At 51.7% G+C, this 26,361-nt stretch carries 23 protein-coding genes; 7 read left to right on the plus strand and 16 right to left on the minus strand.

Annotation, left to right across the window (positions count from 1 at the left end; translation table 11 throughout):
* Window positions 1–30: 30 nt before the first annotated feature.
* Both uvrY and abiEi read right to left on the minus strand, forming a co-directional pair.
* Window positions 31–675 (minus strand): UvrY/SirA/GacA family response regulator transcription factor, encoded by a 645-nt coding sequence (gene uvrY / locus CX651_RS07305; RefSeq protein ID WP_025009635.1) that lies wholly within the window; start codon window positions 673–675, stop codon window positions 31–33.
* Window positions 676–916: 241 nt separating this feature from the next.
* Window positions 917–1,441, minus strand: coding sequence for a type IV toxin-antitoxin system AbiEi family antitoxin (gene abiEi, locus CX651_RS07310; protein ID WP_101055144.1), 525 nt, complete (start codon window positions 1,439–1,441; stop codon window positions 917–919).
* A 595-nt stretch (window positions 1,442–2,036) separates the two neighbouring features.
* Here abiEi and CX651_RS07315 point away from each other — a divergent pair.
* Both CX651_RS07315 and CX651_RS07320 read left to right on the plus strand, forming a co-directional pair.
* Window positions 2,037–2,423 (plus strand): VOC family protein, encoded by a 387-nt coding sequence (locus tag CX651_RS07315; protein ID WP_101055146.1) that lies wholly within the window; start codon window positions 2,037–2,039, stop codon window positions 2,421–2,423.
* A 280-nt stretch (window positions 2,424–2,703) separates the two neighbouring features.
* Window positions 2,704–6,003 carry a DUF748 domain-containing protein gene (locus CX651_RS07320; RefSeq protein WP_101055148.1) on the plus strand — a complete coding sequence of 1,100 codons (3,300 nt, stop codon included), beginning with the start codon at window positions 2,704–2,706 and terminating at the stop codon, window positions 6,001–6,003.
* 80 nt (window positions 6,004–6,083) lie between these two features.
* On the opposite strand, the gene CX651_RS07325 is transcribed toward CX651_RS07320, so the two are convergent.
* The 11 genes from CX651_RS07325 to yceD form a co-directional block, all read right to left on the minus strand.
* A complete protein-coding gene (locus CX651_RS07325; protein ID WP_101055150.1) occupies window positions 6,084–6,962 on the minus strand; it encodes an NAD(P)-dependent oxidoreductase in 879 nt (292 codons plus the stop codon).
* A gap of 254 nt (window positions 6,963–7,216) precedes the next feature.
* Window positions 7,217–7,696, minus strand: coding sequence for an acyl-CoA thioesterase (locus CX651_RS07330; RefSeq protein ID WP_101055152.1), 480 nt, complete (start codon window positions 7,694–7,696; stop codon window positions 7,217–7,219).
* A 70-nt stretch (window positions 7,697–7,766) separates the two neighbouring features.
* Window positions 7,767–8,135: a hypothetical protein gene (locus CX651_RS07335; RefSeq protein WP_101055154.1), complete on the minus strand. Its 369-nt coding sequence runs from the start codon at window positions 8,133–8,135 to the stop codon at window positions 7,767–7,769.
* A 160-nt stretch (window positions 8,136–8,295) separates the two neighbouring features.
* Entirely contained in the window at window positions 8,296–9,534 is a 1,239-nt protein-coding gene (gene fabF / locus CX651_RS07340; RefSeq protein WP_101055156.1) for a beta-ketoacyl-ACP synthase II, read from the minus strand.
* A gap of 192 nt (window positions 9,535–9,726) precedes the next feature.
* Entirely contained in the window at window positions 9,727–9,960 is a 234-nt protein-coding gene (gene acpP / locus CX651_RS07345; protein ID WP_006081231.1) for an acyl carrier protein, read from the minus strand.
* 163 nt (window positions 9,961–10,123) lie between these two features.
* Window positions 10,124–10,870: a 3-oxoacyl-ACP reductase FabG gene (gene fabG / locus CX651_RS07350; protein ID WP_039033287.1), complete on the minus strand. Its 747-nt coding sequence runs from the start codon at window positions 10,868–10,870 to the stop codon at window positions 10,124–10,126.
* Window positions 10,871–10,880: 10 nt separating this feature from the next.
* A complete protein-coding gene (gene fabD, locus CX651_RS07355) occupies window positions 10,881–11,807 on the minus strand; it encodes an ACP S-malonyltransferase (RefSeq protein WP_101055198.1) in 927 nt (308 codons plus the stop codon).
* Between the two features lie 129 nt (window positions 11,808–11,936).
* Window positions 11,937–12,896, minus strand: coding sequence for a beta-ketoacyl-ACP synthase III (locus CX651_RS07360; RefSeq protein ID WP_039033288.1), 960 nt, complete (start codon window positions 12,894–12,896; stop codon window positions 11,937–11,939).
* A gap of 9 nt (window positions 12,897–12,905) precedes the next feature.
* Window positions 12,906–13,934 (minus strand): phosphate acyltransferase PlsX, encoded by a 1,029-nt coding sequence (gene plsX / locus CX651_RS07365; RefSeq protein ID WP_039033289.1) that lies wholly within the window; start codon window positions 13,932–13,934, stop codon window positions 12,906–12,908.
* A 15-nt stretch (window positions 13,935–13,949) separates the two neighbouring features.
* A complete protein-coding gene (rpmF, locus tag CX651_RS07370) occupies window positions 13,950–14,120 on the minus strand; it encodes a 50S ribosomal protein L32 (RefSeq protein ID WP_025009546.1) in 171 nt (56 codons plus the stop codon).
* Between the two features lie 16 nt (window positions 14,121–14,136).
* Entirely contained in the window at window positions 14,137–14,661 is a 525-nt protein-coding gene (gene yceD, locus CX651_RS07375) for a 23S rRNA accumulation protein YceD (RefSeq protein ID WP_101055158.1), read from the minus strand.
* Window positions 14,662–14,935: 274 nt separating this feature from the next.
* On the opposite strand from yceD, the gene CX651_RS07380 reads away from it, so the two are divergent.
* Together CX651_RS07380 and CX651_RS07385 are read left to right on the plus strand one after the other, a co-directional pair.
* Window positions 14,936–15,583 carry a Maf family protein gene (locus CX651_RS07380; RefSeq protein WP_101055160.1) on the plus strand — a complete coding sequence of 216 codons (648 nt, stop codon included), beginning with the start codon at window positions 14,936–14,938 and terminating at the stop codon, window positions 15,581–15,583.
* 210 nt (window positions 15,584–15,793) lie between these two features.
* A complete protein-coding gene (locus tag CX651_RS07385; protein ID WP_101055162.1) occupies window positions 15,794–16,762 on the plus strand; it encodes a PAS domain-containing protein in 969 nt (322 codons plus the stop codon).
* A gap of 95 nt (window positions 16,763–16,857) precedes the next feature.
* On the opposite strand, the gene CX651_RS07390 is transcribed toward CX651_RS07385, so the two are convergent.
* On the minus strand, window positions 16,858–17,502 hold the full coding sequence (locus tag CX651_RS07390) for an HAD-IA family hydrolase (protein ID WP_101055164.1): 645 nt from the start codon (window positions 17,500–17,502) through the stop codon (window positions 16,858–16,860).
* Between the two features lie 21 nt (window positions 17,503–17,523).
* Window positions 17,524–18,489, minus strand: coding sequence for a 23S rRNA pseudouridine(955/2504/2580) synthase RluC (gene rluC, locus CX651_RS07395; RefSeq protein WP_101055166.1), 966 nt, complete (start codon window positions 18,487–18,489; stop codon window positions 17,524–17,526).
* A 587-nt stretch (window positions 18,490–19,076) separates the two neighbouring features.
* Between rluC and rne the strand changes: the two genes are divergently transcribed.
* Window positions 19,077–22,568, plus strand: coding sequence for a ribonuclease E (gene rne, locus CX651_RS07400; RefSeq protein ID WP_101055168.1), 3,492 nt, complete (start codon window positions 19,077–19,079; stop codon window positions 22,566–22,568).
* 139 nt (window positions 22,569–22,707) lie between these two features.
* Window positions 22,708–24,267, plus strand: a complete 1,560-nt coding sequence (locus CX651_RS07405) for a SulP family inorganic anion transporter (RefSeq protein WP_039033294.1) — start codon at window positions 22,708–22,710, stop codon at window positions 24,265–24,267.
* A gap of 57 nt (window positions 24,268–24,324) precedes the next feature.
* Here CX651_RS07405 and CX651_RS07410 read toward each other — a convergent pair whose 3' ends face one another.
* Window positions 24,325–25,242, minus strand: coding sequence for a bifunctional methionine sulfoxide reductase B/A protein (locus CX651_RS07410; RefSeq protein ID WP_101055170.1), 918 nt, complete (start codon window positions 25,240–25,242; stop codon window positions 24,325–24,327).
* Between the two features lie 218 nt (window positions 25,243–25,460).
* On the opposite strand from CX651_RS07410, the gene CX651_RS07415 reads away from it, so the two are divergent.
* On the plus strand, window positions 25,461–26,300 hold the full coding sequence (locus CX651_RS07415; RefSeq protein WP_101055200.1) for an isopenicillin N synthase family dioxygenase: 840 nt from the start codon (window positions 25,461–25,463) through the stop codon (window positions 26,298–26,300).
* Window positions 26,301–26,361: the final 61 nt, after the last annotated feature.

Here is a 26,361-nt window from a genome sequence, read left to right on the forward strand (position 1 = left end):
GAAAGAGGGAGCCATGGCTCCCTGTGTAAATCAGAACTGCCCGGTATCGAGCATTTTATAACGAATCGCCAACCGGGTCAGCTCCACATCACCGCTGATCCCCAGTTTAGCAAACAAGCGATAGCGGTAGCTGTTAACTGTCTTGGGACTGAGGTTCAACTGCTCGGAGATATCATTGACCTTCTCACCATTGGTGATCATCATCATGATCTGCAGTTCCCGCTCAGACAGAGATTTGAAGGGGTTTTCATCCGTCTGATCAAACTGGCTCAAGGCCATCTGCTGGGCAATTTCCGGTGACAGATATCGCTGACCGTGAGCAACCTGTCGAATAGCTTGGATCACCTCCGGCGGCTTGGCTCCCTTGGTCAAATAACCGGAAGCTCCGGCCTGCATCACCTTGGTCGGGAAGGGATCCTCTGAGTGGATTGTCAATACTATGATTCTGGCATGAGGCTGATAACGCAGAATTTTCCGGGTTGCTTCAAGCCCCCCTATTCCGGGCATATTCATATCCATCAAAATCACATCGGCTTCATTCTGCCGGCTCCACTGCACAGCAGCTTCACCATCACCAGCTTCTCCTACAACTTTAATGCCTTTTTCATCTTCAAGGATCCGGCGGATCCCGGTTCTGACCAACTCATGGTCATCCACCAAATATACGGATATCAACTTCAACCCACCTTAATTATTGTCGGCCTTTTTGTGTAGCCCTGTTTCTTCGAAGCCTTTGGGATAATTTAGCCCATCTGCCAACAATAGAAAAGCGCAAGTTAACTTTATGATTATAAAAGAAACTCATTCGTATATCGGTACCATTTGTCATCAGTGTGCAACAATCTTGTTTTTTGTTGCCGAGGAATTTGCTTGCAAATGCAATGAAATACCATCCAAAACAGCGTCATAGCCAGCTTCAATCCTCTTCTATCAACATATGTAAGTTTCGACCAACCCGCTTCAGGTCTCTCAAGGCAGCCGCTTCTGTAGCAATACGCAGCGGTCTTTGCGGAATTTTGATGGTATTGTGCAAAATATCCATGTCATCGCGCTTGGTATGGGTAAATTCGATAGTGCCATAGGGAGTCTTGAATACCCCCTTTCGACCTGTGGTCATCACAGTAAGGTAGCTGATAGGGATCTGCGAAATCGCACCATATTCAGACAGGGCCGATTCCAGCGAAACATAGTTATACTCACCACGCCGCAGCGCACAGGCGATATGCTCCACCGCAAAACAATCTCGTCGGCTCAGCGCAAACAGGTATACACCGCGGCAGGGTCTTTCCAGGATCCCCTGCTTTATCAACCTAGGCAGGCTTTGTTTAAATGCTTCCTGGGTATCATCGAAAAACACCCGCCTAAGATTCCCTTTGGTGTAAACATAGATACCTTGACGGTCAAAACGATGTAGCCGTTGCAAAGCAGTACTGATATCCATAACGCCATCAAGTCAACTTAAAAGTTAATGATAGAATACCTAACTGTCCACTTAAGATCTATTGGTAGCTGACCTTGCCTGACTAAACAGCCCTCTTTATAACGCTGAACGCTGCAATCCTTTGCCCGGAGCAGTCTAAATCAGCCTTTGAATAATGGTGCAGGAATCCCCCAGCGTATACGCGCAGCAAAAACGATAGATATCCCAGCCGACACCCGAAAACAAACAGCTATTTGCTGATCAAGGCTCAGTTGATGATCCTCAAAGCAAGAAAAGGCCAAGGGCTGCACTTGATCAATTCCAAAGATACTGGCTCAGACATTGGTCCACAGATGTTTTGATGCCAAGTCTCAAATATCGTCCCAGGCAGGAAAACCAACACGTTCAAATCTGCTTTCAGGACTCATATCACGACCACTATTACACGCCTTAAAGACACTGATGCCTTGTACATTTACGACTTCAATTCGAAGAAAACCGCAAAACACGGTTGATTCGGCTAAACTCAAAACTGAACTCACCACGGGTTTGATAAACCAGACCAAATCGCTAAAAAAGCGCGATTTCAACCTCCCTGCTTCAGGAGAACCTATCTATGAACTCCCCTTTTACCACCCATGGAGCCTTGAGCTGGCATGAACTAACCGCCAGTGACTCCGAACGGGCAATGCGGTTTTACGGTGAGATTTTTGGATGGAGTTTCAAAAAAATGCAGTTACCACAAGGCCCCTACCACATTATAGAAAATGACGGCATCAGCATAGGCGGTATTACTGACAGTCCGGCGCCAGCCATGCCTAGCAACTGGACCGGCTATATTACCGTGAAGGATATCGACGCCGTCGCTATCAAGGCCAAAGAGTTAGGAGGCGATATTCTTTTTGGTCCGGAAGATATTCCCCAAGTAGGCCGATTTTGCTGGATAAAGGATCCCTGCGGAGCCATTATCGCTGCCATCACTTACAGCAGCCCCAAAGCATAAGTAACGAACAGCAGCTATGGTTTGGGTTTGCTATGTTGACCCGGAACATACCGGACTTTTCCGGCCTGGGGTATCGCCCTCTTACAGATGAAATGTTCAGCAAAAAATTGTTAATTATTGCAACTTGAATTAGCAATATTTTCTTTTTTGTATGACATATGTATCAGGGCCGGATAACAAAGATTATAGGTTCAGAAGTGACTTACAAAGCATGCCGAATACGCGTTAGAATAACGCCAAATTTTTGCTGCAAACCTGCTTCAAGGGATCTCACACCGCTATGCCCAATGTGCTGACTCAGCTCTTTTCCCGCTTTCGCCAGGCGCCGCTCGCCATCAAGACAAGCATCTATCTTCTCCTCGGGTATAGCCTCTACGCCCTGCTGCTTGGTGGGCTTGCTCCATGGGTGATAAAGTCGCAAACCCCCAAGCAACTGCAACAACTGCTCGGCCGTCAGGCCAGCCTGAAGGATATCAGCATCAACCCCTTCCTTCTCAGAGTCCGCCTGGATAATTTCGTCCTGCAGGAGAGCAACCCACAGCAAGTCTTTATGTCTTTCACACAGCTTGAGTTGGAACTGGCATTTTGGCGCTCACTGACCCAAGGGGCCATCGCCATAGATCATATCTATCTCGTTGAACCACAAGTGAATGTGCAAAGGCTTGCGTCAGAGGATGACCAAGCTCAATTCAACTTCAGCGATATGCTTGCCCACCTTGAAGTCAATCAAGCACCGCAAGCCGAGGCAACAGAAGACGCCACCGAACCGCCCAGAGTTATTGCCCGGGACATCCGGGTAACAGAGGGTAAGTTCGCTTATATGGATAAGGTCGCCAATACAGAGCTTAGTTACGACGAGCTTAATTTCAGCCTGCAAGCTTTGGATACCAAGGCTTATAGCCTCAGTTTGCCGGAAGACGAGAACAAACCTGTACTGGCGAAAGATGCCAACCGCTATGCCCTATCCTTGACCGGCAGCGACAACGGACAATTGCAGACTCAGGGACAATTTCAACTGCAGCCACTTGAAATCACCGGCGAGCTGCAACTGGCCAAAATTTCCCTGCTACCCTTCTGGCCGTTTGCCGATGGGCTTATCGCTGCCAAACTCAGTGACGGCGAACTCAGCTTCCAAAGTCAGTACCAGTTGAAACAGCAACAAGAGCAACTGCATTACAGTACCCACAAGGGTCGGTTTATTCTGGAAAATCTGCTGTTCTCCGACCAACAGCGAGCCAGAGTCAAGTTACCGCTGTTGGCGCTGGATAACATTCGGGTGGACGGCGACAACCAAAGTGTCGATATCGACGAACTGGCGCTGCAAGGCCTATGGGCCGATGCCCGCCTGGATAAGCAAGGGCTGGATCTACAGCAGCTCTTTATGCCAGCCACAAATGCCAAGCCAGATAACACCGCGGCCAAGGCTCAAGTGGAACCAGCGGTAGCCCAACCAAAGGCGGCAACTGAAACCGAGGCGCAAAATAAGGCCACAGCGAAAGAAAAAGTCACAGCGAAAGAAAAAGTCACAGCGAAAGAAAAAGCCACAGTAGAAGATAATGCTACAGCGCGAGAGAAAGCCACAGCGCATAAAGCCTCAGAGACAAACAAAGCCCTGGAGCAAGACAAGCAATGGCTGCTGACTATTGGCAAAATCAGTCTCAAAGATACAGATCTCAATCTGTTTGAGCAGCAGCAAAGCAATGGTGTCCACTGGCGTGTCTATCCATTGGATATCACCACAGGTCCAGTGCGTTCCAATTTCGAAGGAAACATAAACTACCAGTTGCAGCTGGCGCTGAGTTCTGATGCCCAAAACCCACCGGAAACCAGCCAAGGCCAGTTCAGCTCCACAGGCGCGATAGATGCCAAGGCATTCACTGTCAATGGCGAGCTGGCGCTGACTGAGTTGGAGCTACAGCAGTTCCAACCCTATCTGGCGCCCTATCTCAATATGCAGCTTGAAAGCGGCAAGTTGAGCACTCAGGGCAAGTTCATTGCCAACGCTGAGGGTAAGGCCCATTTTCAGGGACAAGCCGCAATTGGCAAACTGCTTATCAAGGATGGATTGGCATTTGAGCCTCTGCTGAAATGCCAGAATATGGCCATAGATGAGATGAGCTTTGATTCCGAAGCAAACAGCCTCAAAATCAGTAATATATTGCTGGATAAGCCATATGCCAAGGTGATGATCACCGAAGATAAGCGCACTAATATCGGCGAGCTGATCCGCGCCGAACCTCTTGGTGAAAACTCAGTGGCTCAGTCGCAGACAAAGCAAAGCCAAACAATCGAAGCGCCGCAGCAAACGGCCGCCAAGACAAAAACCAACGCCAAAGCCTCGGCTGATAAGGCATTTAAACTGGATATCGGCAGCATTGCCATCAACAACGGCTCGGCCTATTTCGCCGATAACTCCCTCACTCCTAACTTTGCTTCAGGTATCGAGCGGCTTGAAGGCAAGATAAGCCAGCTGTCCTCTACTCCGGGAACAAAGGCCAGTGTCGATATCAAGGGCAAGATAGACAAGTATGCTCCAGTCACCTTAAGGGGGGAAGTGAACCCGCTGCTGGAAAAACCTTATCTGGATCTGGATTTGGTATTCAAGAGTGTCGAATTGACCTCGGTGAATCCCTATTCGGGCACCTATGCCGGTTACTATATAGACAAGGGACAGCTGTCTTTGGCACTCAACTATCAACTGGAAGACAACCAGCTGAAGGGAGACAATCATCTGGTGATAGATCAACTTAAGCTGGGTAAACCCAGTGATTCCGATCTGGCCACCAGTTTGCCGATTACCTTGGCTATCGCCCTTTTGCAGGACAGACATGGGGTGATAGATCTTGGCTTACAGGTTTCAGGCGATCTCGACAGTCCAAGTTTCAGCTTCGGCAGTATAGTGATGACCGCCATCACCAATGTCATCACCAAGGCGGTCACCGCCCCCTTCTCTTTATTGGCCGGTCTGGTTGGCAGTGATGAAGAGCTGAACCTGGTCGCTTTCCAACCCGGTATAGCCACACTGGACGCTGACGCCGAAGATAAGCTGAGCAAGCTGGCCAAGGCGCTGGATGACAGGCCCAAGCTGCAATTGAGCATTGAAGGCAGCGTGGCGCAGCGGGAAGACAGTGAGGCGCTGGCAGAGCAAAAACTGCAGCTGCAACTACTCAAGGCCAGCAAGCTTACAGCCCTACCGGACAAGCTGAGCGCCAGTCGATTCCCTACCCAAGGTAAGCTGGCAGATACCCTGGTGGAGCTGTTTGAACAGCAGCTCAAACTGGACGCCGATGCAGAAAAAGACAAATTGAAGCAAAGACTTGCCGAAAAGGCCGACGGTGAAAAAGTCGATGAAGATACCCTGCTCACCGTCTGGCATATGGGCCTTTACAACCAACTGCTCAGCGCTCAGGAGATCAGCAATAACGAGCTGGCTAATCTGGCTCAGGCCAGGGCCCAGGCCATTAAAGCCTTCCTGGTGGACAGCGCAGCCGTCGCCCCGGAAAGAGTCTTCCTGCTGGACAGTAAAACAGAGATGAAACAGGATGCTTCTCAGGCAATTTTGTCGCTGAATGCCGAGTAATCAATATCGATATCCCCGGAACCAGGCGCGCATGCGCGCCTTTTTATCCAGATCTGAGATCAGACTTTCTTATCAGGGGATTACTTGTTGCGACACTTTTCCTGACGCGCCATCAAACTGGAAGTATCCCAGCGATTGCCGCCCATAGCCTGCACTTCTGCGTAAAACTGATCAACCATGGCAGTCAGCGGCAGATGCGAACCATTACGTCTGGCTTCATTGAGGGCTATACCTAAATCTTTGCGCATCCAGTCCACCGCAAATCCAAAATCATACTCCCCCTTCAGCATGGTCTTGTGACGATTTTCCATCTGCCAGCTCTGGGCCGCGCCTTTGCTGATCACCTCAACCACCTTTTCGCCATCGAGCCCGGCGCTCTTGGCAAAATGCATGGCTTCGGCCAAACCTTGTACCACCCCAGCGATACAGATTTGATTGACCATCTTGGTCAACTGCCCGGCGCCAACATCTCCCAATAGTTCGGCGCAGCGGGCATAAGCAGCCATCACAGGTTTTACCCGCGCAAATACCGCTTCAGAGCCGCCGGCCATAATGGTCAATACCCCATTCTCGGCACCGGCCTGACCGCCGGAGACAGGTGCGTCCATAAAAGCAATTTCCTTCTCGGCCAGCAAAGCGGCCAACTCCCGCGCCACATCGCATGAGGCTGTAGTGTGATCGACAAAGATACTGCCCGGAGCCATACCATGCACAGCGCCCTCTTCTCCCAGCACAACCTGGCGTAAGTCATCATCATTGCCGACGCAGGCAAAAACAATGTCCTGCCCCTCGGCAGCTTGGGCCGGAGTTGCACAGCAGCGCCCACCAAACTCTACCGCCCAGGCCTCAGCCTTGGAGAAAGTACGGTTGTAAACAGTGACCTGGTGTCCCTGTTTTTGCAGATGCCCAGCCATGGGATACCCCATAACACCTAGACCGAGAAATGCGACATTCGCCATGATATTTCCTTGATTGTTTTAAGTGCGGGAACAGGCTGGCCCGATTGCCGGCCATGCTTCAAAACCTTTGGCGTAAAGCCAAGGTTTTGGTTTAAAGCAAAATTCTTAGTTTAAACCAAAGCCGAGAGTGACAATTCGAGCCGATGTTTAAGCCGCATTTTGCCATGGGGCAGCGTAAAGGAGAAGTTGATACAGGCAAACTCAGCATCCCGCATACAGAAAAGAGCCACGAATGTGGCTCTTGAAATCAAAACTTAAGGATGAACGTGTGCTTCCATTTCCGCACCGATTTTCTTGCGCATCTCCATCAATTTGATTGCCGAATCCCTAAGCTCTATGTCTCTTGCCGATGTCGGCTGCCATTCAGGTACAGGCGTTGGTTTACCTTCATCGTCTACCGCCACCATGATGACGATACAGTGAGTGGTTAACTGGCGCTCTGAATCCTTGGGATCGCCGGCTTTGACATCTAAACCTATATGCATGGAGGTACTGCCGGTATAGATCACCTTGGCACTCACCTCCACTATATTGCCCACATGAATAGGTTTGACAAACCTGATCCCACCGGCGTAAACCGTGATGCAGTATTTACCGCTCCAACCGGCCGCACAGGCATAGGCTGCCAAGTCAATCCACTTCATTACTGCGCCGCCGTGTACCTTGCCACCAAAGTTGACGTCTGCGGGCTCGGCCAAAAACCTCAGGGTTATCTGTCTCTCTGTTCCTGCCATAGGATCCTCTCATCAGGCTTGGCGGTCTGCTGACCGCTCTTGGCTGAAAGTGTACGCGAAAATTTCGCGATCACCCAAACTTAGATACCAGGAAACTTCCGCCAATCACCAGAAGTAAGGCCAGCCGATAGATCCACAGCTGCACTTTGCTATTGATAAAACGGGACAGATGAAACAGTGAGTAAATTCCCATCGCCAGCAGGAAGATACCCAGCACCTCTACCCCGGCCATCACATCGGCATCACCACCGGCATAAACCGCCGCTGTCAGTAAGGCAAACCAGAGCACTGTATAGGCGGCGATGGCCAAACTGAAAGTGCGAACACCAATCTCCATCGCCGGTTGCCAGCGGCTGTTTTCTCCCCGTACCAACTCAGTCAAATTGGCAGCAATCGCCCCGAGCATAGCCATAACAGGAAACATTGCAGGATTGAGCATAGTGAAAACTCCAGAATCATTTGGCGGGATTCTGGCGCTATATTCAAAGAATGCCAATAGAGATGAACAAAGGTTAATTCTGGGTTTACCTTGAGCATATGACTAACTGATTTTAAAGCTAAAAAAAGCGCCATCAGGCGCTTTTTCAAGTCGTTGAATCTTAAACTCGCTTCAGCAACAAGGAACCATTGGTGCCACCAAACCCGAAAGAGTTACATAGCACATGCTCTACCTTGGTCTGACGTGCGGTATGGGCAACAAAGTCCAGATCGCAACCTTCATCCGGATTGTCCAGGTTGATGGTAGGCGGAACTACCTGATCTTTAAGGGCCAATACAGAGAAAATGGTTTCCACTGCCCCGGCAGCACCGAGCAAATGACCCGTCATCGACTTGGTGGAGCTCACCATCAGCTTGTAGGCATGATCGCCAAAGATGGACTTCACTGCCGCCGCTTCGGCCTTATCGCCCGCCGGCGTAGAAGTACCGTGAGCGTTAATATAATCTATGCTTTCGGGTGCCAGGCTTGCATCTCTCAGCGCATTTTTCATGGCTGCCGCAGCGCCGGCGCCATCGGCTGGAGGTGAGGTCATATGGAAGGCATCGCCGCTCATACCGAAACCAACCAGCTCGGCATAAATCTTGGCACCGCGAGCCTTGGCGCGCTCATACTCTTCCAGTACCAGTACCCCGGCGCCGTCGCCGATAACAAAACCGTCTCTGTCTTTATCCCATGGGCGGCTGGCCGCTTGAGGGTCATCATTACGGGTAGACAAAGCCTTGGCTGCAGCAAAGCCCCCAACGCCCAGTGGACAGGTGACATCTTCTGCGCCACCGGCCACCATCACATCGGCATCGCCATAAGCTATGGTTCGGGCTGCAAAACCTATGTTGTGAACCCCTGTGGTACAGGCGGTTGTCACCGCAAAGTTAGGGCCTGTCATGCCGTACATAATCGACAGATGACCAGCAATCATATTGATAATGGTGCTGGGCACAAAGAAGGGGGAAATTTTACGTGGGCCACCGGCCATTAAGGCGCTGTGGTTTTGCTCAATCAACCACATGCCGCCCATACCGGCGCCGATAGCGGTTCCGACTCGACTGGGATCTTCTTTATCCATCTCCAATCCGGAGTCGCGCATGGCCTGAATGCCGGCAGCCATACCATACTGAATAAAGAGATCCATCTTGCGGGCGTCTTTACGGGACAGATACTGCTCTACGTCAAAATCTTTGACTGAGCCTGAAAAACGGGTGCTGAATTCGCTGGCATCAAACTTGGTGATAGGTGCGATACCGCTCTGACCTGCCAGCAAGGCTTGCCAGGTGCTGTCCACTGTGTTGCCGACCGGGGTCACCAGACCCAGGCCAGTGATAACAACTCGACGTTTAGTCACTGTGTCCACCTTTGATTAACGGGTGAATTACCATGATAGGCCAAACTGTTGCAGCCTACCATTGCCTCCGGCCAGCAGCCGAATGGTCACAAGACACGATAATGCATCGGCTGATACTGGTACAACCAGAAACTGACGGGGCGAAAACAAAAACAGGCGGCAATTATGCCGCCTGTTTTCTGGAATTCTGGATTACTGATTCTTGGAAACGTAATCGATCGCTGCCTGAACGGTAGTGATTTTCTCAGCTTCCTCATCAGGGATCTCGGTATCAAACTCTTCTTCCAGAGCCATAACCAACTCAACAGTGTCCAGAGAATCTGCACCCAGATCGTCTACGAAAGAAGCTGCTGGCTTAACGTCTTCTTCTTTAACGCCCAGTTGCTCTACGATGATTTTCTTTACACGTTCTTCGATGTTGCTCATTAGTTTTCTTTCCTATTCAAATTACGCACTTGCGTAAGATTGCGAGTAGTTTATTAGATTTGACCAACATTGCAAGCCTAGAATTTGTGGTCTAACCACGATTTTAAGCCCTCAATTGCTGCAGATCACCACCCAATTGCGACAGTATCCCTGCCATTCGCCCTTAAACCATATACATCCCGCCATTTACATGCAAGGTTTCCCCAGTGATGTAAGCAGCAGCATCCGAGGCCAAAAAGAGCACAGCATTGGCAATTTCCTGTGCCTGACCCAAGCGCTCCATTGGAACCTGGGACATGATGGCCTGTTGCTGATCTTCTGTCAGCTCATCCGTCATATCTGTCTGGATAAAACCAGGAGCAATAGCATTAACTGTAATTTGACGAGATGCAACCTCTCTGGCGAGAGATTTTGTAAATCCGATCAAACCCGCTTTGGCCGCAGAGTAATTTACTTGGCCTGCATTGCCCATGGTACCTACCACAGAACCAATATTGATGATACGGCCATGACGTTTCTTCATCATTGAGCGCATCACTGGCTTGGATAACCTGAAAAGAGACGTCAGGTTGGTGTCCAGGATATCCTGCCACTCATCCTCTTTCATCCGCATCAATAAATTGTCACGGGTGATGCCAGCGTTGTTCACCAGAATATCAACATCGCCGGCTTTTTCTTTGATCGAGGCAAATAAATTTTCAACAGATTGTGGATCTGTGACATTCAGCACCAAACCCTGGCCCTTATCGCCCAAATAAGCCGAGATGGCTTCGGCGCCGCGCTCACTGGTTGCAGTACCGAATACTGTAGCACCGGCTTCGGCCAGAGTCGTTGCAATCGACTTGCCAATACCACGGCTGGCGCCGGTAACCAGGGCAATCTTGCCGGTTAAGTCTAATGTTACGCTCATGAAAAGCTCCTTATTCGATCAATGCAGCCAAAGAAGCGGCATCGTTGACTGCCTTGGCAGTAAGGGATTTGTTAATGCGTTTGCAAAGCCCGGTCAAGACTTTACCCGGCCCCACCTCATAGAGCTCGGTGACGCCCATGGCAGCCATGGCTTCCACGGTTTCGGTCCAGCGCACAGGGCTGTATAGCTGACGAACCAAGGCATCACGGATATCAGCAGCATCTTGAGGCTGGGCGACATCCGCATTGTTGATCACTGGGATTTGCGGCAGACTAAATTCGATATCACCCAGAGCAGTGGCCAATTTATCGGCAGCGGGCTTCATTAAAGCGCAATGGGAAGGCACGCTCACAGGCAAGGCAACCGCCATTTTGGCGCCTGCAGCCTTACAGGCTGCGGCGGCGCGCTCAACTGCGTTTTTTTCACCGGCAATCACCACCTGGCCTGGGCTATTGTAGTTAACCGGGCTAACCACAGCGCCTTCAGCACTGTCTTCACAGGCCTTGGCAATAGCGTCGTTATCCAGGCCTATGATGGCAAACATGGCGCCGGTTCCGGCAGGAACGGCTTGTTGCATCAACTGACCACGCAGCTCAACCAACTTAACGGCATCGGTAAACTTGAGCACCCCGGCACATACCAGCGCCGAGTATTCACCTAGGCTATGACCCGCCATCACGCAGGGCGCGGCTTTGCCGGCTGCTTGCCAGGCGCGATACAGAGCGACACTGGCACTCAGCAAGGCAGGCTGGGTCTTGTCAGTCTCGTTAAGAGTTTCGGCCGGACCTTGCTGGACAAGCTGCCACAAGTCGTAACCCAGCACTTCACTGGCTTCACGAAAAGTCTCGGTCACGACCGGATAGCCTTCGGCAAGATCAGCAAGCATGCCTACAGCCTGAGAACCTTGTCCCGGGAACACGAAAGCGAAATTTTCCATATTCATTTACCTATGATTGCAGGCAGCAAAGCTGATGCCGCTGCCCGAGTCTACTGATCTGCCCGGCAGATCAACTAGTATGCATTGAGACGTCCTACTCACTTGTGCGAAGCAAGTAGGCACTGAGTATCAGAAGCGAACCAAAGCGCTACCCCAGGCAAAACCGGCACCAAAGGCCTCAAGCAGCAGGAGTTGCCCGCGCTTGATGCGGCCATCGCGCACCGCTTCATCCAGTGCAATAGGTACAGAGGCAGCTGAAGTATTGCCATGTTTGGCCAGCGTCAGCACCACTTTATCAAGACTCATGTCCAATTTCTTGGCTGTAGCATTAATAATGCGGAAATTGGCCTGATGTGGCACCAACCAATCTATTTCTGACTTGTCGACGTTATTCAATCTCAGGGTTTCTGTCACCACATGGGACAACTGAGTGACGGCGACCTTGAAGACATCGTTGCCCTTCATGGTCATAAAGCCCACGGCTTCAGAGGTTTCTCCGGCTCTGGGCGGAAAGGCGCATTTGAGCAGTTCACCATGACGACCGTCGGCATAGATGTGGGTAGAGATGATCCCCGGTTCTTCACTGGCGCCCACCACGGCGGCACCGGCACCATCACCAAAGAGAATAATGGTGGTTCTATCTTCCGGCTCACAGAGCCTGGAAAGCACATCGGCGCCTATTACCAGCACTTTCTTGGCCGCACCGGTTTTCACGAACTGATCGGCAACCGACAGCGCATAGACAAAGCCGGAACAAGCGGCCGCGACATCAAATGCGGGGATGGTATGAACCCCCAACATGGCCTGCACTTCACAGGCAGCAGCCGGAAAAGCGTTTGCCGCACTTGTGGTGCCGCAGATAATCATATCGAGTTCGCCGGCTTCGATGCCTGCCATTTCAATGGCCTTCAACGCCGCCTGATAACCCATAGTGGCAACCGTTTCACTGGCATCAGCGATCCGACGCTCAGAAATACCCGTGCGCTCAACAATCCACTGGTCACTGGTTTCCACCATTTTTTCCAGATCCTGATTGCTACGCACCTGCGCCGGCAGATAACTGCCAGTTCCAAGAATTTTTGTATGCATAAGGAGAAATCAGCTGTTTATATCTAAAAGTATCGACTCGAGACGCTGCTTGATCATCTCTGGGAGTCGACGTCTTGCTTCAGTGACTGCCAAGCTAATCGCTTGTAAATAGGCAGTTTCATCCGCATTCCCATGGCTCTTGACGACTATTCCGCGCAATCCTATCAGACTTGCTCCGTTATAGTGGTCGGGGTTCATCTGTTTCAGCACGCTTTGAATACTGGGAGCCAATAATTTGGCCAACATGCGTACAAAAAAGCCTCGGGTCAGCCCTTCCTTAAGCTGATGGATCAACAGTCTGGCAATGCCTTCTGAAGTTTTCAGGGTAATATTACCGACAAAACCGTCGCAGACAATCACATCGACTTTGCCGCGGTAAATCTCATCCCCTTCGATAAAACCTTGATAATTGATTTGAGGAGTATGTTGCAACAACTGGGCAGCCTGCTGCACCTGGTCGTTGCCTTTGATCTCTTCGCTGCCGACATTGAGCAGCGCGACCTTGGGTCTGGGTTGTTTGGTCACGGCTTCGCAGAGTACTGAACCCATGACGGAAAACTGGAACAAAGTATCTGAATCACAAGACACATTGGCCCCGAGATCCAGCAGATAGACTGGCTTATGGTTGATGGTGGGAAGACAACTGACCAACGCGGGTCTGTCTATGCCCGGCAGCGTCTTTAGCACCACCTTGGCCATGGCCATCAAGGCACCGGTATTACCCGCGCTGACACACGCCTGAGCCTCACCTTTATGCACAGCATCCAGCGCCCGACGCATGGAGCTGTCACGCCGACAACGCAAAGCATGCACTGGCCTGTCAGACATACTGACCACTTCAGTGGTATGTCTAAGTTCAATTCTATCGGTAATGTCTTGCCCGCATTGGGCCAGGTATGGTTGTATCTGGTCTTGATCACCAACCAGAATAAACCTGAGATCCGGATATAATTTAAGTGCCTGCAGGGCTGCAGGCACAGTCACGTGGGGGCCATGGTCGCCACCCATCGCATCTAACGCAAGCGTCAGACTCGTCATAAGACAATCAACAACTTACTTGTTGATTACCTTTTTGCCACGGTAGAAACCGTCAGCAGTCACATTGTGACGACGATGCAGTTCACCGCTGGTAGCGTCTACAGACAGCTGAGCAGTGCTCAGTGCATCGTGTGAACGGCGCATACCGCGCTTTGAACGAGATTTTTTATTCTGTTGTACAGCCATTGATCTGTCTCCTGGATTACTTGCTCTTCAGTTTTTCTAACACTGCAAACGGATTTGGACGCTCCTCTTGAGCGGCTTCAATCTCGCCTATGGCCACATCCTTGGAACCTGTATGACATTCATCTTCGTCATGGGTCGGTATCAAGGGCATAGCCAGTATCAATTCATCTTCAATCAATTGATGCAGACGAACTTCGCCAATTTCATTGCACTCAATAGGGTCATACGCATCCGGGAGCTCATCGATTTCAGCTTCATTCCGGCAAGGACTGAAACTAAACTCGACCGTAACCTCTGTGGTAAATAGTGTCATGCAGCGTTGACATAGCAGAGTGAGCTCCGTCACAGCCTTCCCTTTCAGGTAGACTATCCCCTGTAAATCCACACCACACTCAATTGACACTGTCACATCGGAACAGTCGCCGGCACATAATTCATTCAATCGCTTCAGTTGCGTACCAGGAACAACACCTTGATAGCTAAGGCGACTGGTCGCAGCACGAATGGGATCAATTGAAACCGGTATCTTTACTGTTTGCATAAGGCGCGCATATTATAGTTTGAAACCGCCGGAGTCAAAGGAAAAATGATGATGTGGCTCGCAAAGGAAATAAAACCTGTGCAGTCCTCGCCATCATAGGCCTGTTCCAACGGGTTCGAAATTGACGGACGCCGAATTCTACCCAAGCACAGGACTCTTCACAAGCCGTTGCCGCGCAAAATAAAGCCAGTCATCTCATCTCAAAGCCACTCTTGCCAGGCATTGGCAAATTTGGCGACAATATCCGCCCTCACATCGCTTTGGAACCCAAGATATGACCCACCAAGATGACAGCACCAAGGCCGCGGTTTCCCCCACAGAACCTCAGTTGATTTTAGCCTCAACCTCCAGCTATCGAAAGGCACTATTGGCAAAATTGGATTTGGCGTTTGAGTGTGTGGCTCCTGAAGTGGATGAAACGCCCCTGCCTGGAGAAGCCGCCTTTGATTTGGTCAAGCGTCTGGCAGCAGCCAAAGCGCAGGCCGGGGCAAAGCAGCTAAGCAACGCACTGGTGATAGGTTCAGATCAGGTTGCCGTGATTGATGGTCAAATCGTCGGCAAGCCACTGACTGAAGAGAAAGCCTGCCAGCAATTGCAGGCCGCCTCGGGGAAAAGTATTACCTTTTATACCGGGCTGGCACTCTATGACAGCCGCAGCGACCGAACTCAAGTGGAAGTCGAACCTTTCACTGTGCATTTCAGAAACCTGAGCCAAGATGAAATCGTCGATTATGTTCGCCGCGAGCAACCGCTCTGGTGTGCCGGCAGCTTTAAGTGTGAAGGCTTGGGCATTGCCCTGTTTCGGGCCCTTGAAGGACGAGATCCCAACACACTAGTAGGTTTACCCTTAATCCTGCTCATCGAAATGCTCTCCCGTCAGGGTATCAAAGTATTGGGAGATGCTGCGGCGCCAGAAAGCTGAAGACTCAGGCGCAGCCTTTTACCTGTACTCTTCCCCCCTGCAGACTCGCCAAGGTAGATGTGGCACTGTGATGTAAGATGATATAGCTGTCGGATGGGTCGGAATCTTATCTCAACAAGGTAAATTTACGTGCGACCACTAGGCTTTCACCCTACAATAATAACAATTAATCAACATACTTCTTTTGATGATCCCTTGTAGAGTGAAAAGATGACAGATACCGAAGAAGCCTTGGCTCTACTGGCTGCTCCCTGTACGGATAAACGTTTTTTTCAACGGGCACTACGCGCACTCGCTTTGGTGACCCAATGTCGCTGGGCAGGCTTTGGCCGACTTAAAAACGCCTCACAAGGCGAGGTCATCGCCTTTTGTGACAACAAACAGTCCCTGCCTGCTTTTGATTTTGAATTGGCCGGCTCTCCCTGTGAGTCCCTCTATCAACAACAGGAAACCAGCACCCACATACTCCACGCCCGTGATCTGCAGAAACGATTTCCTCATTTTGCCCTGATCCGCGAGATAGGCGCCCAGAGTTATCAGGCCGAGCTGATCCTCGGCATCGATGGCAAACCGGTTGGCCATATTTTTGTGCTAGATACCCTGCCCCAGGCCGAAAGCGCCAAATCAAAAGAGTTTTTCCGGATCTTGGCCCAACGTATCGGGCTCGAATATCACAGAATGTTAGTCAATCGCGAGCTCGCCATGCACAAGCAGATGATAGCCACCACAGATCATCTGCTGGCATTTATCGGTACCGACTATTGCTACCGTATGGTCTCCAAAGGGTATGAGCAGCTTTTCAACCGCGCCAAAGAGGAGATAATAGGTAAGCATATAACTGAGCTGCACGGTGGAAAGACATTTGAGAAGAAGATCCGGCCGCTACTTGAACGGGCCTTTAACGGCGAAACACCTGAAGCCAATCATTGGTTGCATCCACCGCATCTGGCAGCGCCGTTGCTGATGAGTGTACGACACTCCCCCTGCATCAATGATGCCGGCGAAATTTGCGGCGTCATAGTCTCGTCCCACGACATCACCCGCCTGTCGGCGCTGGCATTATCCAGCCTGGGCACTGAAGCATTGAACCTTAACACCGGGAGCCTTGGTACAAAGAACCTGAGCGCAGAAAACCTGAGTCCAGAATTGGGTCCGGAGTTAAAAACCGCCAACTCCTGAAATTGCACACCACTTTTTTTAGCGAAATAGGTAAGCAAAAGGCCTGCAAATGCAGGCCTTTAAAGGATGTGCTTAGGTAAAGGTTCCAATGAAGATCACAGATGGTGCAACAACCCCAATGGACTATCGATAATGGCCTTTGGCGCCGCTTCATGTAAGCGTTCGCGGCTATGGGCGCCATAACTGACCCCAATGGCATCCATACCGGCACCGGTAGCCATATTGAGATCGTGTACCGAATCACCCACCATCAAGGCTCTCTCAGGCGCTATCTTTAATTCAGCCAATAGCTGTTGCAGCATGTCCGGGTGGGGTTTACTTCTCGCCTCATCGGCGCTGCGACTGGCATGAAAAAAATCTCCAAGCCCAGTTTCCCGCAGTACACGTTCAAGACCTGTCCTTGCCTTACCTGTCGCCACCGCCAGCAGATACTTCTCACTGCGAAGCTGTGACAGCAGTGCCGGAGTTTCACTGAAAAGTGGGCTAGGCGTGGTATCAAGCATCAGGAACTGCTGTTTATATTCCTCTCTGAGCGCCTGATATTCGTCAACACTTCCTGCTGGGTAGAGGCATTGCAGAGCCTCTGTCATCGATAGGCCAATAATGTCACGTACGGCCTGCTCAGAGGGTATTGGCAATGCCATGGCCTTTGCCGTATTTTCCATACAGCGGACAATCTTGCCTATCGAATCCATCAGGGTGCCGTCCCAATCGAATATCAGTAACTCGTATGCCTTCATGGGCGGTTTCCTTATTTCTTTCTATACCCGAGTGAGTTTGTCCAACAACTCAAGCAGTACAGGATCCAGGGGGGCCTGCACTGTCATTTCAGTCTCTGTCTCAGGATGAGTGAACTTAAGTTGCGCCGCATGCAGAAACAGGCGATTCAACCCAAGTGCCCGCATACTGTCATCAAACTTTTGCTCACTGTACTTTTCGTCACAGGCGATGGGGTGACCGGCATACTGGCAGTGCACCCGGATCTGATGAGTACGGCCGGTTACCGGACTCGCCTGCACCAGCGTGGCACCGTCATAACGCTGCAAAATTTTGAAACGGGTTTCCGAGGCCTTGCCTTCGGTATTCACCCGTACAATGCGTTCACCCGACTTAAGTGTCAACTTCAGCAATGGTGCCTTAACCACCTTGTCGTGCTTTTGCCACTCACCGCGAACCAGCGCCTGATAGTCTTTTTGCATCTGCTTATGTCTGAGCTGGTCATGCAGGTGCTTTAACGCGCTGCGCTTCTTGGCAACCAAAAGCACTCCTGAGGTGTCTTTATCCAAACGGTGCACCAACTCGAGAAACTTTTGCTGCGGTCGCAGGGACCTCAGCGCTTCAATCACGCCGTAATCCACACCACTGCCACCGTGTACGGCGATGCCGGCAGGTTTGTTCAGTACCAGAATATGCTTGTCTTCAAAAAGAATTCTGTCTTCTAGGCGCGATACCCGCTCAAGATTGGCGGATGGCGCAGTGCGATAGTTTTCTTCACTGACCCGAACCGGCGGAATACGTACCAGGTCCCCTTCGGCCAACTTGTATTCAGGCTTTATCCGTTTCTTGTTGACCCTGACTTCGCCCTTACGCACTATGCGATAGATCATGCTCTTGGGTACACCCTTGAGCTTGCTGAGCAGAAAATTGTCAATGCGCTGGCCAACATTGTCTTCGTCAATGGTCACCAGGCGAACTTGCAGATTGGGTGATGGCGTCTCGGTTTTCATAACACTTATGTTGCGGTTCGGGGCGCGCTATTGTACAACATGTTGAGGCTTTTGATTGCCGATTTTTTTGAATTCAGCTATATTTCAGCGGCGAACCCTGCGTATTGATGAGCCTTTGCTCAATCTATGAACGGTTCGAACAGTGGAAAGCGCTTGAGCGATGTCTGACCTCCGAGGTCGCAAATAATTGATTTGCAAACTGTATATAAAAGAACACTACTGAAAAAATTGTTTTTACGGTTAAACCTGGACGGAAACACGAAATTCAGACCACTTTCAAGCCGCCACTATGCTGTTTTCGAAAGTTAATGTTAACTCGTCATCAAACGACAAGGCTCGACTTCGGCATTACCGGATTATTATTGAAGAATTTATGGGGTTGGTTGATGTTTTACAACGAATTCCTTGTTTTTGTAATCATTGAAAAATAAGCCATAAATAGGATGCGACACGCAGCGAATGCGTCTAACAGCAATGCGCACCTCCCAGCCTGGAGGAACGCCGAGAGGCGTGCCCGAATGAGACCAGGCCCGTAATGCAGCGACCTGTACGTTTGATGACCTCTTATTAAGAAGAATGACGTCATCATGAAACGGATGTTAATCAATGCGACTCAATCCGAGGAGTTGCGCGTTGCCCTGGTTGATGGGCAACAGCTTTATGATCTGGATATCGAAAGCCCAGGCCATGAGCAGAAAAAAGCCAATATTTATAAAGGTAAAATCACCCGCGTAGAACCCTCTCTGGAAGCGGCATTTGTTGACTATGGCGCCGAGCGTCATGGCTTTCTGCCACTGAAAGAGATCGCTCGCGAATACTTCCCCAAAGGATACTCCTTCCAGGGTCGTCCCAGCATCAAAGAAGTGGTCAGTGAAGGCCAGGAAGTCATAGTTCAGATAGATAAAGAAGAACGTGGCAACAAGGGCGCCGCCCTGACCACCTTTATTAGTCTGGCTGGCTCTTACCTGGTACTCATGCCCAACAACCCTCGCGCCGGTGGTATCTCCCGTCGGATTGAAGGTGATGAGCGCACTGAGCTGAAAGCGGCCATGGAGCACCTGGAAGTGCCCAACGGCATGGGGCTGATTGTTCGCACCGCGGGTGTTGGCAAGGCTGCCGCCGATCTGCAGTGGGACTTGAAGGTATTGCTGCACCATTGGACAGCGATTCAGGAAGCGGCCGAGAGTCGCCCTGCTCCTTTCCTGATTCATCAGGAAAGCAATGTTATCGTCCGCGCCATCCGCGATTACCTGCGCCGTGATGTAGGCGAAATTCTAATCGATCACCCACAAATTTATGCTGATGCCAAACAGCATATCGCCTTGGTACGCCCTGATTTTGTCGACAGAGTCAAACCTTACTCTTCTGAAGTGCCACTTTTTACCCACTATCAGATTGAGTCACAGATAGAATCCGCATTCCAGCGCGAAGTTAGACTGCCTTCCGGCGGCTCCATCGTTATCGATCCCACAGAAGCGCTGACCTCTATCGATATCAACTCCGCCAGAGCCACCAAGGGCGGCGATATCGAAGAAACCGCACTGAACACCAACCTCGAAGCCGCCGACGAGATTGCCCGTCAGTTGCGTCTGCGCGACTTGGGCGGCCTGGTGGTTATCGACTTCATCGATATGACTCCGGTCAGACACCAACGCGAAGTGGAAAACCGTCTGCGTGATGCAGTTCACCATGACCGTGCCCGTGTGCAATTGGGCCGTATTTCCCGCTTCGGTCTGATGGAAATGTCCCGTCAGCGTCTGCGTCCGTCTCTGGAAGAGTCCGCCGCTCACATCTGCCCACGCTGTAACGGCCAGGGCACCATTCGTGGTACCGAGTCACTGGCACTGTCGATTCTGCGCCTGATGGAAGAAGAAGCCATCAAGGAAAACACCTCTCAGATTGAGGCCATAGTGCCCGTGGATGTTGCGGCTTACCTGCTGAACGAAAAGCGCAAGGCCATACGCATCACTGAGCAGCGCCATGATGTTGAAGTCTATGTGATCCCTGATCCACACATGATGACCCCGAACTACCGTGTGGTGCGTCATCGCAAGGACGACCAGATCTCTGAAGTCAGCTACCAGCGTGTGGAAGATCCGGAAAACAAACTGTATGAACCACGTAAACTGGAACGTGCAGCCGCACCTAAGCCAGCACTGAGTGGTTTCGCTACACCTCTCAAGCAGGAAACTGCCGAAGCACCGCAGACAGCCAAACCGGCGGCCAAAGCCGCAACGACTGAAGCGGCCAAGCCCGGAATAATTTCCCGTTTATTCGCCGCCCTGGGTGCCATCTTCTCCTCTTCCGAGCCACAAGCCGACAAGAAGCAGGAAAAGAGCACTAAAGACAATCAAGAAGGCAGCGGCCAGAACAACCGCCGTAACCGTCGCAATGACCGCAACGACAGACGTCGCAAGAGTGGTGATGACAAAGACGGTAACCGCGATTCACGCAGCCGCAACCGTAAATCGTCCGCCAATGAGCGCCCTGCCCGTGATAAAGACGAGCAAAGCAACAAGCGTCAGGCAAACGACACCGGCAAGCCAACCCGTGGTGACCGTAACGACAAGGCTCCCAAGTCTGAAGCTGTGGATGAACGCAAGAGCCGCAGCAAGGCCCGTGACGAAAGCGAGCAGGAACCAAAGCAGGAAGCCGCCCGTGAGCGTCGCCAACGTCGCAACCTGCGCCGTAAGGTGCGCATTGAGGCCAGCGATGCACAGGAAGCCGTTGACAATACAGCAGAGACAGCCAGCGCCGAAGTGAAAGCCAGCGCCCAGGCCAAATCTGAAGTAAAGGTTGAGGCAAAAACCGAGGCCAAGCCAGCTCGCGCCAAAGAGAGCGATGCCAAGGATAACGCCGAGCAAGCTGACAAGCCGCGTCGCAACCGTCGTAAGCCTGCCGCAGCTCAGGCTGAGTCCAAGGAAATGGAAGTTCAGACCGAAGTTGAAGCCAAGTCAGAAGCCAAGAGCGAAACGGCTACCGAGCAGAAGGGTGAAGAGTCAACTCAGGTTGCCACTAAAGCCCAAGGTGCAGAGATGTCACCAGACATTCAGGCAAGCGCCGAAGCCAGCCCTGTTGCCAATGCCGAGCAAATCGCTGAAACCAGTGTTCAAGCTAGTGGTGTTCAAAGTGATGCCGAAGCCATTGAGGGTGCTGAAGAAGACGATAAGCCCAAGCGCGAAGGCCAACGCCGTAGCCGCCGCAGCCCTCGTCATCTGCGCGCAGCCGGTCAGCGTCGCCGCCGTACTGAACAGGAAGGCGAAGAGTCTGAAAGTACTGAAAAGGCAAGCACTGAAAAAGCAGCCACTGAAGTAGCAAATAACGCTAAAGAAGCGGTTGTCGCCGAGGCATCAGCGTCAGCCGCTGCCGTTGAAGTCGCCGCTGAGCAAGCAAAGCCTGCCGACAAAGCTCAAGAGCAAGCGCAAGCTGAACCTCAAGTTGTTGCCAAGCCGGCTCCTCAGGTTGAAGCCAAGCCGGCTCCTCAGGTTGAAGCCAAAGCGGAAACCAAAGCCGAAGCTCAGGTTGAGACAAAGCCTCAAGCCGAGGTCGCTGCCAAGGTAGAAGCCATTGCCGATGCAAAAGCCGCCGAAGTAGAGGTAAAGGCTGAGCCCAAAACAGCAGAAGCCGAACCAGCGCCTGAAGCCAAAGCTGAAAAAGCTGAAGTTGCAAAAGCTGAGCCCGTCGAAGCTGCGCCATCAAAGGCGGTAGAGAAAGCGAGCGAAGCACCCAAGGCTAAAACTGTTGAAGTCGCAGCAGCCAAGCCCAAGGCAGAAACTGCATCGGCAAGCGTCGCCGCCTCAGCCCCTATGGCAAAGCCGGCTGCTATCAGCCGCCCTGCGCGTCAGTCAAGCAATGAAGCCAAGGAAAGCTCGGCAGCAACACCTGCAACAACCCAGGCAAGCGCCGCAGCAAGAGTCAGTCGCTTCAGCACTATGGTTGGCTCAGATACAACCAAGCCACAGGTGGATCAACGTGCTCAAGTTGAAGTGCCCAAAGGCCGTGAGTATCAGGCCAATGGCGAAACCGCGCCACGCAAGAGCCATGGTAACAGCGCCGAGTCAGATATGGCCCGTCCCTGAACCTAAGTGTTGCTGAGAAAAAACCATGCCCTCGGGCATGGTTTTTTTATTTTGATCTGCTTCACACTTCTGTCACAACAGAAATTTTGCTAGTATGCGCAACTTTGTTTTTAACCCTCAAGATGGGATCCCAAGCTGAATGTTTGAACTGATACGCCATAAAACCAGCAGTCACAAGGCGGATATACTCTCCGGCCTAACGGTTGCTATGGCGCTGGTGCCCGAAGCGGTAGCCTTTGCCTTCGTTGCTAAAGTAGAACCTATGGTGGGCCTTTATGCCGCCTTTATTATGGGACTGATCACGGCCCTCATCGGCGGCCGTCCCGGCATGATCTCAGGCGCCACCGGCGCGATGGCCGTGGTCATGACCAGCCTGGTGGTGTCTCACGGCGTCAGCTATCTGTTTGCTGCCGTGGTGCTGGCCGGGGTAATTCAAATTACCGCCGGAGCACTGCGTCTTGGCAAGTTCATCCGCATAGTGCCTTATCCTGTGATGATAGGCTTCGTCAACGGCCTAGCCATAGTGATATTCCTGGCGCAACTGGGGCAATTTCAAGTCAAAGTCGGCGAAGAGGAGATGGCCTGGTTGCCCGGTGCAGATATCTGGCTGATGCTGGCGCTGATAGCCATGACGATGGCCATCATACATTTTCTGCCTAAACTGACCACAGCCGTGCCTTCATCCCTGGTGGCCATACTGGCAGTAACCGCTCTGGTGGTAGGCCTGGATTTGGATACCCGCAACGTGCTCGATTATTTGCGCAATATGAGCGGTAATCCTGAGGCAACTATCGCCGGCACACTGCCAAGCTTTGCCATTCCGGCCGTGCCCTTCAACCTGGAAACCCTTTATATCATAGCGCCCTATGCCGTTATCCTGGCTGCTGTTGGCCTGATTGAGTCTCTGCTGACTCTGACTGTGGTCGATGAGATGACCCAGACCCGCGGCCGTGGCAACAAGGAATGTGTCGGCCAAGGCGTGGGTAACGTCACCAGTGGCTTTTTCGGTGCCATGGGTGGCTGCGCCATGATTGGTCAGTCGATGATTAACATCAACTCAGGGGGCCGCGGTCGTCTTTCCGGGATCACCGCCGCTCTCACCTTGCTGTGCTTTATTCTGTTTGCCGCCGCCTTTATCGAGATGATCCCGCTGGCCGCCTTGGTCGGGGTCATGTTTATGGTGGTGCTGGGAACCTTTGAGTGGGCCAGCTTTAAAGTGATGCGTAAGGTGCCCAAGCACGATGCCTTTGTTATTGTGCTGGTGACTGTGGTGACGGTATTTACCGATCTGGCGATTGCGGTATTTGTCGGGGTGATAGTATCTGCGCTGGTATTTGCCTGGGAGCATGCCAAACAAATCAGTGCTCAAAAGAGCATAGATGCCAACGGTTGGGCGGTTTACCGTCTCAATGGCCCACTGTTTTTCGGCTCGGCGGCTTCGTTCCTTGAGTTGTTCGATGCCAACAATGACCCCAAGGATGTCGTGGTCGACTTCCAGTCATCCCGGGTCTGTGACCACTCGGCTCTGGATGCCATAGACACCTTGGCCGAGCGCTATGTGAATCAAGGCAAACGCCTGCATCTTCGTCATCTTTCCAACGACTGCAAACAGTTGCTGCACAAGGCCGGCGATCTGGTGGAAGTCAATCTGATTGAAGATCCCAGATACAAGATTGCCGACGACAAGTTGGACTCGTAAATTAACACTGTCCAGACCATATAAAAACGGCAAGCTGAGGCTTGCCGTTTTTATATTCTACTTCAGCTTGGCACTGAAACGCCGTCGCACCTTATCCAGCTTGGGTTTAATCACCAAGGCACAATAGGGCTGCTCACCATGGAGCGCAAAATAGTCGTTATGATAGTCCTCCGCCGGATAGAAACCATCAAAGGCGGTCAACTCTGTCACTATCGGTGCGCCGAATAAGCCTTCCTCATCCAGCGCCTTAATCATGGAGGATGCCGTCTCAATCTGCTTATCCGAGTGCGCGAAAATCACCGAACGATACTGAGGCCCCACATCCTTGCCTTGGCGATTCAAGGTGGTGGGATCATGACTGGCAAAGAACACCTCCAACAGCTCGGCATAGCTGATGACAGTGGGGTCAAAAACTATCTGCACCACTTCGGCATGGCCGGTTGCGCCGCTGCATACCGCCTTGTAGTTGGCATCTTTTGCCGCGCCGCCGGCATAGCCGGAAGTCACTTGCGTAACCCCGGACAAGCTTAAAAATACCGCTTCTGAACACCAAAAACAGCCGCCGCCCAGGGTGGCCGTCTCCAAACACTTTTCAGTTGCCGGCTGCAAAGCCTCGGCATCATCTATGGCCTCAAAGACCATGGAGACAGAATTGACGCAATGTCGCAAGTTCTTGGGCGTTAACCCCTCTCCTTCAAACACATGTCCCAGATGACCACCACATTGACTGCAGACGATTTCGGTTCTGCGACCATCGGCGTCGGGTATCCGGGTGACAGCACCAAAGATTTCATCGTCAAAGGCGGGCCAGCCACAATGGGCATTGAATTTATGCTCGGACAAATACAAGGGGGCGCCGCATTTACGGCACAGATATCGCCCCTTGGCATTGTGTTGATACAGCTCTCCACTGAAAGGGCGCTCTGTGCCTTTTTCCTCTATGACATAACGCTCAAACTCGTTCAGGGGTTTCATTTAACGCTCCTCGATTACTCTGCGTAACCCATAGGACCCGAATTGCAACAGTTACCGTTTACTCAAGTTACACAGAGCCATAAAAGTGACTTGGATCACTTTACGTTGCCCCTATAAAGACATCAAGGTAGACTTGCGCCCGGGTCGCCCGACTGCCAACAAAATGTCCATAGAGACACGAGTATCGGGTCAATAAAAAATAACCAAGAAAGATGATGATGAAACTGGAAACCATAGACTATCGCGCCGCAGATGCTGCCGAGCGCTTTGTAGAATCCCTGCGCAGCACCGGCTTTGGCGTGTTGCGCAACCACCCTATTTCACAACAGTTGGTGCAGGATATCTACCGCGACTGGCAGGAGTTCTTCAACAGTGAAGAAAAGCAGGCCTTCATGTTCAAGCCGGAAACCCAGGATGGTTTCTTTCCGGCGAGCATTTCAGAAACCGCCAAAGGCCATACGGTCAAAGACATCAAAGAGTACTTTCACGTCTACCCCTGGGGCCGCATTCCTGAGCAATTGCAGGACAATATCCTCACCTACTACCAAGAAGCCAATGCGCTGGCCGCCGAGCTTCTGGACTGGGTCGAGGCGCACTCGCCTGCCGAGGTGGCAGCCAACTACCGCACTGCGCTGTCGCAAATGATAGCCAATAGCCACAAGACGCTGCTGCGGGTGCTGCATTATCCGCCAATGACAGGTGATGAGACCCCGGGCGCCATTCGCGCCGCCGCCCATGAAGATATCAACCTGCTTACCGTATTGCCCGCCGCCAACGAGCCCGGGCTGCAGGTGCAGAGCCTCGACGGGGAATGGCTGGATGTTCCCAGCGATTTTGGCAACCTTATCATTAACATAGGCGATATGCTTCAGGAGGCTTCCGCCGGTTACTTCCCATCGACCACTCATAGGGTGATCAACCCGGAAGGCGCCGATATGAGCAAGTCGCGGATCTCACTGCCGCTGTTCCTGCACCCTCGCCCCGACGTTGTACTGTCAGAGCGCTATACCGCCGACAGCTACCTGATGGAGCGCCTGCGCGAACTTGGGGTTATCTAGCGCCTGCGGGCGCTTTTTTCAGTTCGGAATGCTACAATAGCGCTCTTTTTTCAGTTTTCAG

This window comes from Shewanella chilikensis (assembly GCF_002836945.1).
In the GTDB taxonomy this organism is placed as follows: domain Bacteria; phylum Pseudomonadota; class Gammaproteobacteria; order Enterobacterales; family Shewanellaceae; genus Shewanella; species Shewanella chilikensis.

Excerpts from the sequence above, each read along its gene's own strand:
- abiEi (WP_101055144.1), bottom strand. The coding sequence starts at position 1,441 with ATGGATATCAGTACTGCTTTGCAACGGCTACATCGTTTTGACCGTCAA.
- CX651_RS07315 (WP_101055146.1), top strand. The coding sequence starts at position 2,037 with ATGAACTCCCCTTTTACCACCCATGGAGCCTTGAGCTGGCATGAACTA.
- CX651_RS07320 (WP_101055148.1), top strand. The coding sequence starts at position 2,704 with ATGCCCAATGTGCTGACTCAGCTCTTTTCCCGCTTTCGCCAGGCGCCG.
- CX651_RS07325 (WP_101055150.1), bottom strand. The coding sequence starts at position 6,962 with ATGGCGAATGTCGCATTTCTCGGTCTAGGTGTTATGGGGTATCCCATG.
- CX651_RS07330 (WP_101055152.1), bottom strand. The coding sequence starts at position 7,696 with ATGGCAGGAACAGAGAGACAGATAACCCTGAGGTTTTTGGCCGAGCCC.
- CX651_RS07335 (WP_101055154.1), bottom strand. The coding sequence starts at position 8,135 with ATGCTCAATCCTGCAATGTTTCCTGTTATGGCTATGCTCGGGGCGATT.
- acpP (WP_006081231.1), bottom strand. The coding sequence starts at position 9,960 with ATGAGCAACATCGAAGAACGTGTAAAGAAAATCATCGTAGAGCAACTG.
- fabG (WP_039033287.1), bottom strand. The coding sequence starts at position 10,870 with ATGAGCGTAACATTAGACTTAACCGGCAAGATTGCCCTGGTTACCGGC.
- fabD (WP_101055198.1), bottom strand. The coding sequence starts at position 11,807 with ATGGAAAATTTCGCTTTCGTGTTCCCGGGACAAGGTTCTCAGGCTGTA.
- CX651_RS07360 (WP_039033288.1), bottom strand. The coding sequence starts at position 12,896 with ATGCATACAAAAATTCTTGGAACTGGCAGTTATCTGCCGGCGCAGGTG.
- plsX (WP_039033289.1), bottom strand. The coding sequence starts at position 13,934 with ATGACGAGTCTGACGCTTGCGTTAGATGCGATGGGTGGCGACCATGGC.
- rpmF (WP_025009546.1), bottom strand. The coding sequence starts at position 14,120 with ATGGCTGTACAACAGAATAAAAAATCTCGTTCAAAGCGCGGTATGCGC.
- yceD (WP_101055158.1), bottom strand. The coding sequence starts at position 14,661 with ATGCAAACAGTAAAGATACCGGTTTCAATTGATCCCATTCGTGCTGCG.
- CX651_RS07380 (WP_101055160.1), top strand. The coding sequence starts at position 14,936 with ATGACCCACCAAGATGACAGCACCAAGGCCGCGGTTTCCCCCACAGAA.
- CX651_RS07385 (WP_101055162.1), top strand. The coding sequence starts at position 15,794 with ATGACAGATACCGAAGAAGCCTTGGCTCTACTGGCTGCTCCCTGTACG.
- CX651_RS07390 (WP_101055164.1), bottom strand. The coding sequence starts at position 17,502 with ATGAAGGCATACGAGTTACTGATATTCGATTGGGACGGCACCCTGATG.
- rluC (WP_101055166.1), bottom strand. The coding sequence starts at position 18,489 with ATGAAAACCGAGACGCCATCACCCAATCTGCAAGTTCGCCTGGTGACC.
- rne (WP_101055168.1), top strand. The coding sequence starts at position 19,077 with ATGAAACGGATGTTAATCAATGCGACTCAATCCGAGGAGTTGCGCGTT.
- CX651_RS07405 (WP_039033294.1), top strand. The coding sequence starts at position 22,708 with ATGTTTGAACTGATACGCCATAAAACCAGCAGTCACAAGGCGGATATA.
- CX651_RS07410 (WP_101055170.1), bottom strand. The coding sequence starts at position 25,242 with ATGAAACCCCTGAACGAGTTTGAGCGTTATGTCATAGAGGAAAAAGGC.
- CX651_RS07415 (WP_101055200.1), top strand. The coding sequence starts at position 25,461 with ATGAAACTGGAAACCATAGACTATCGCGCCGCAGATGCTGCCGAGCGC.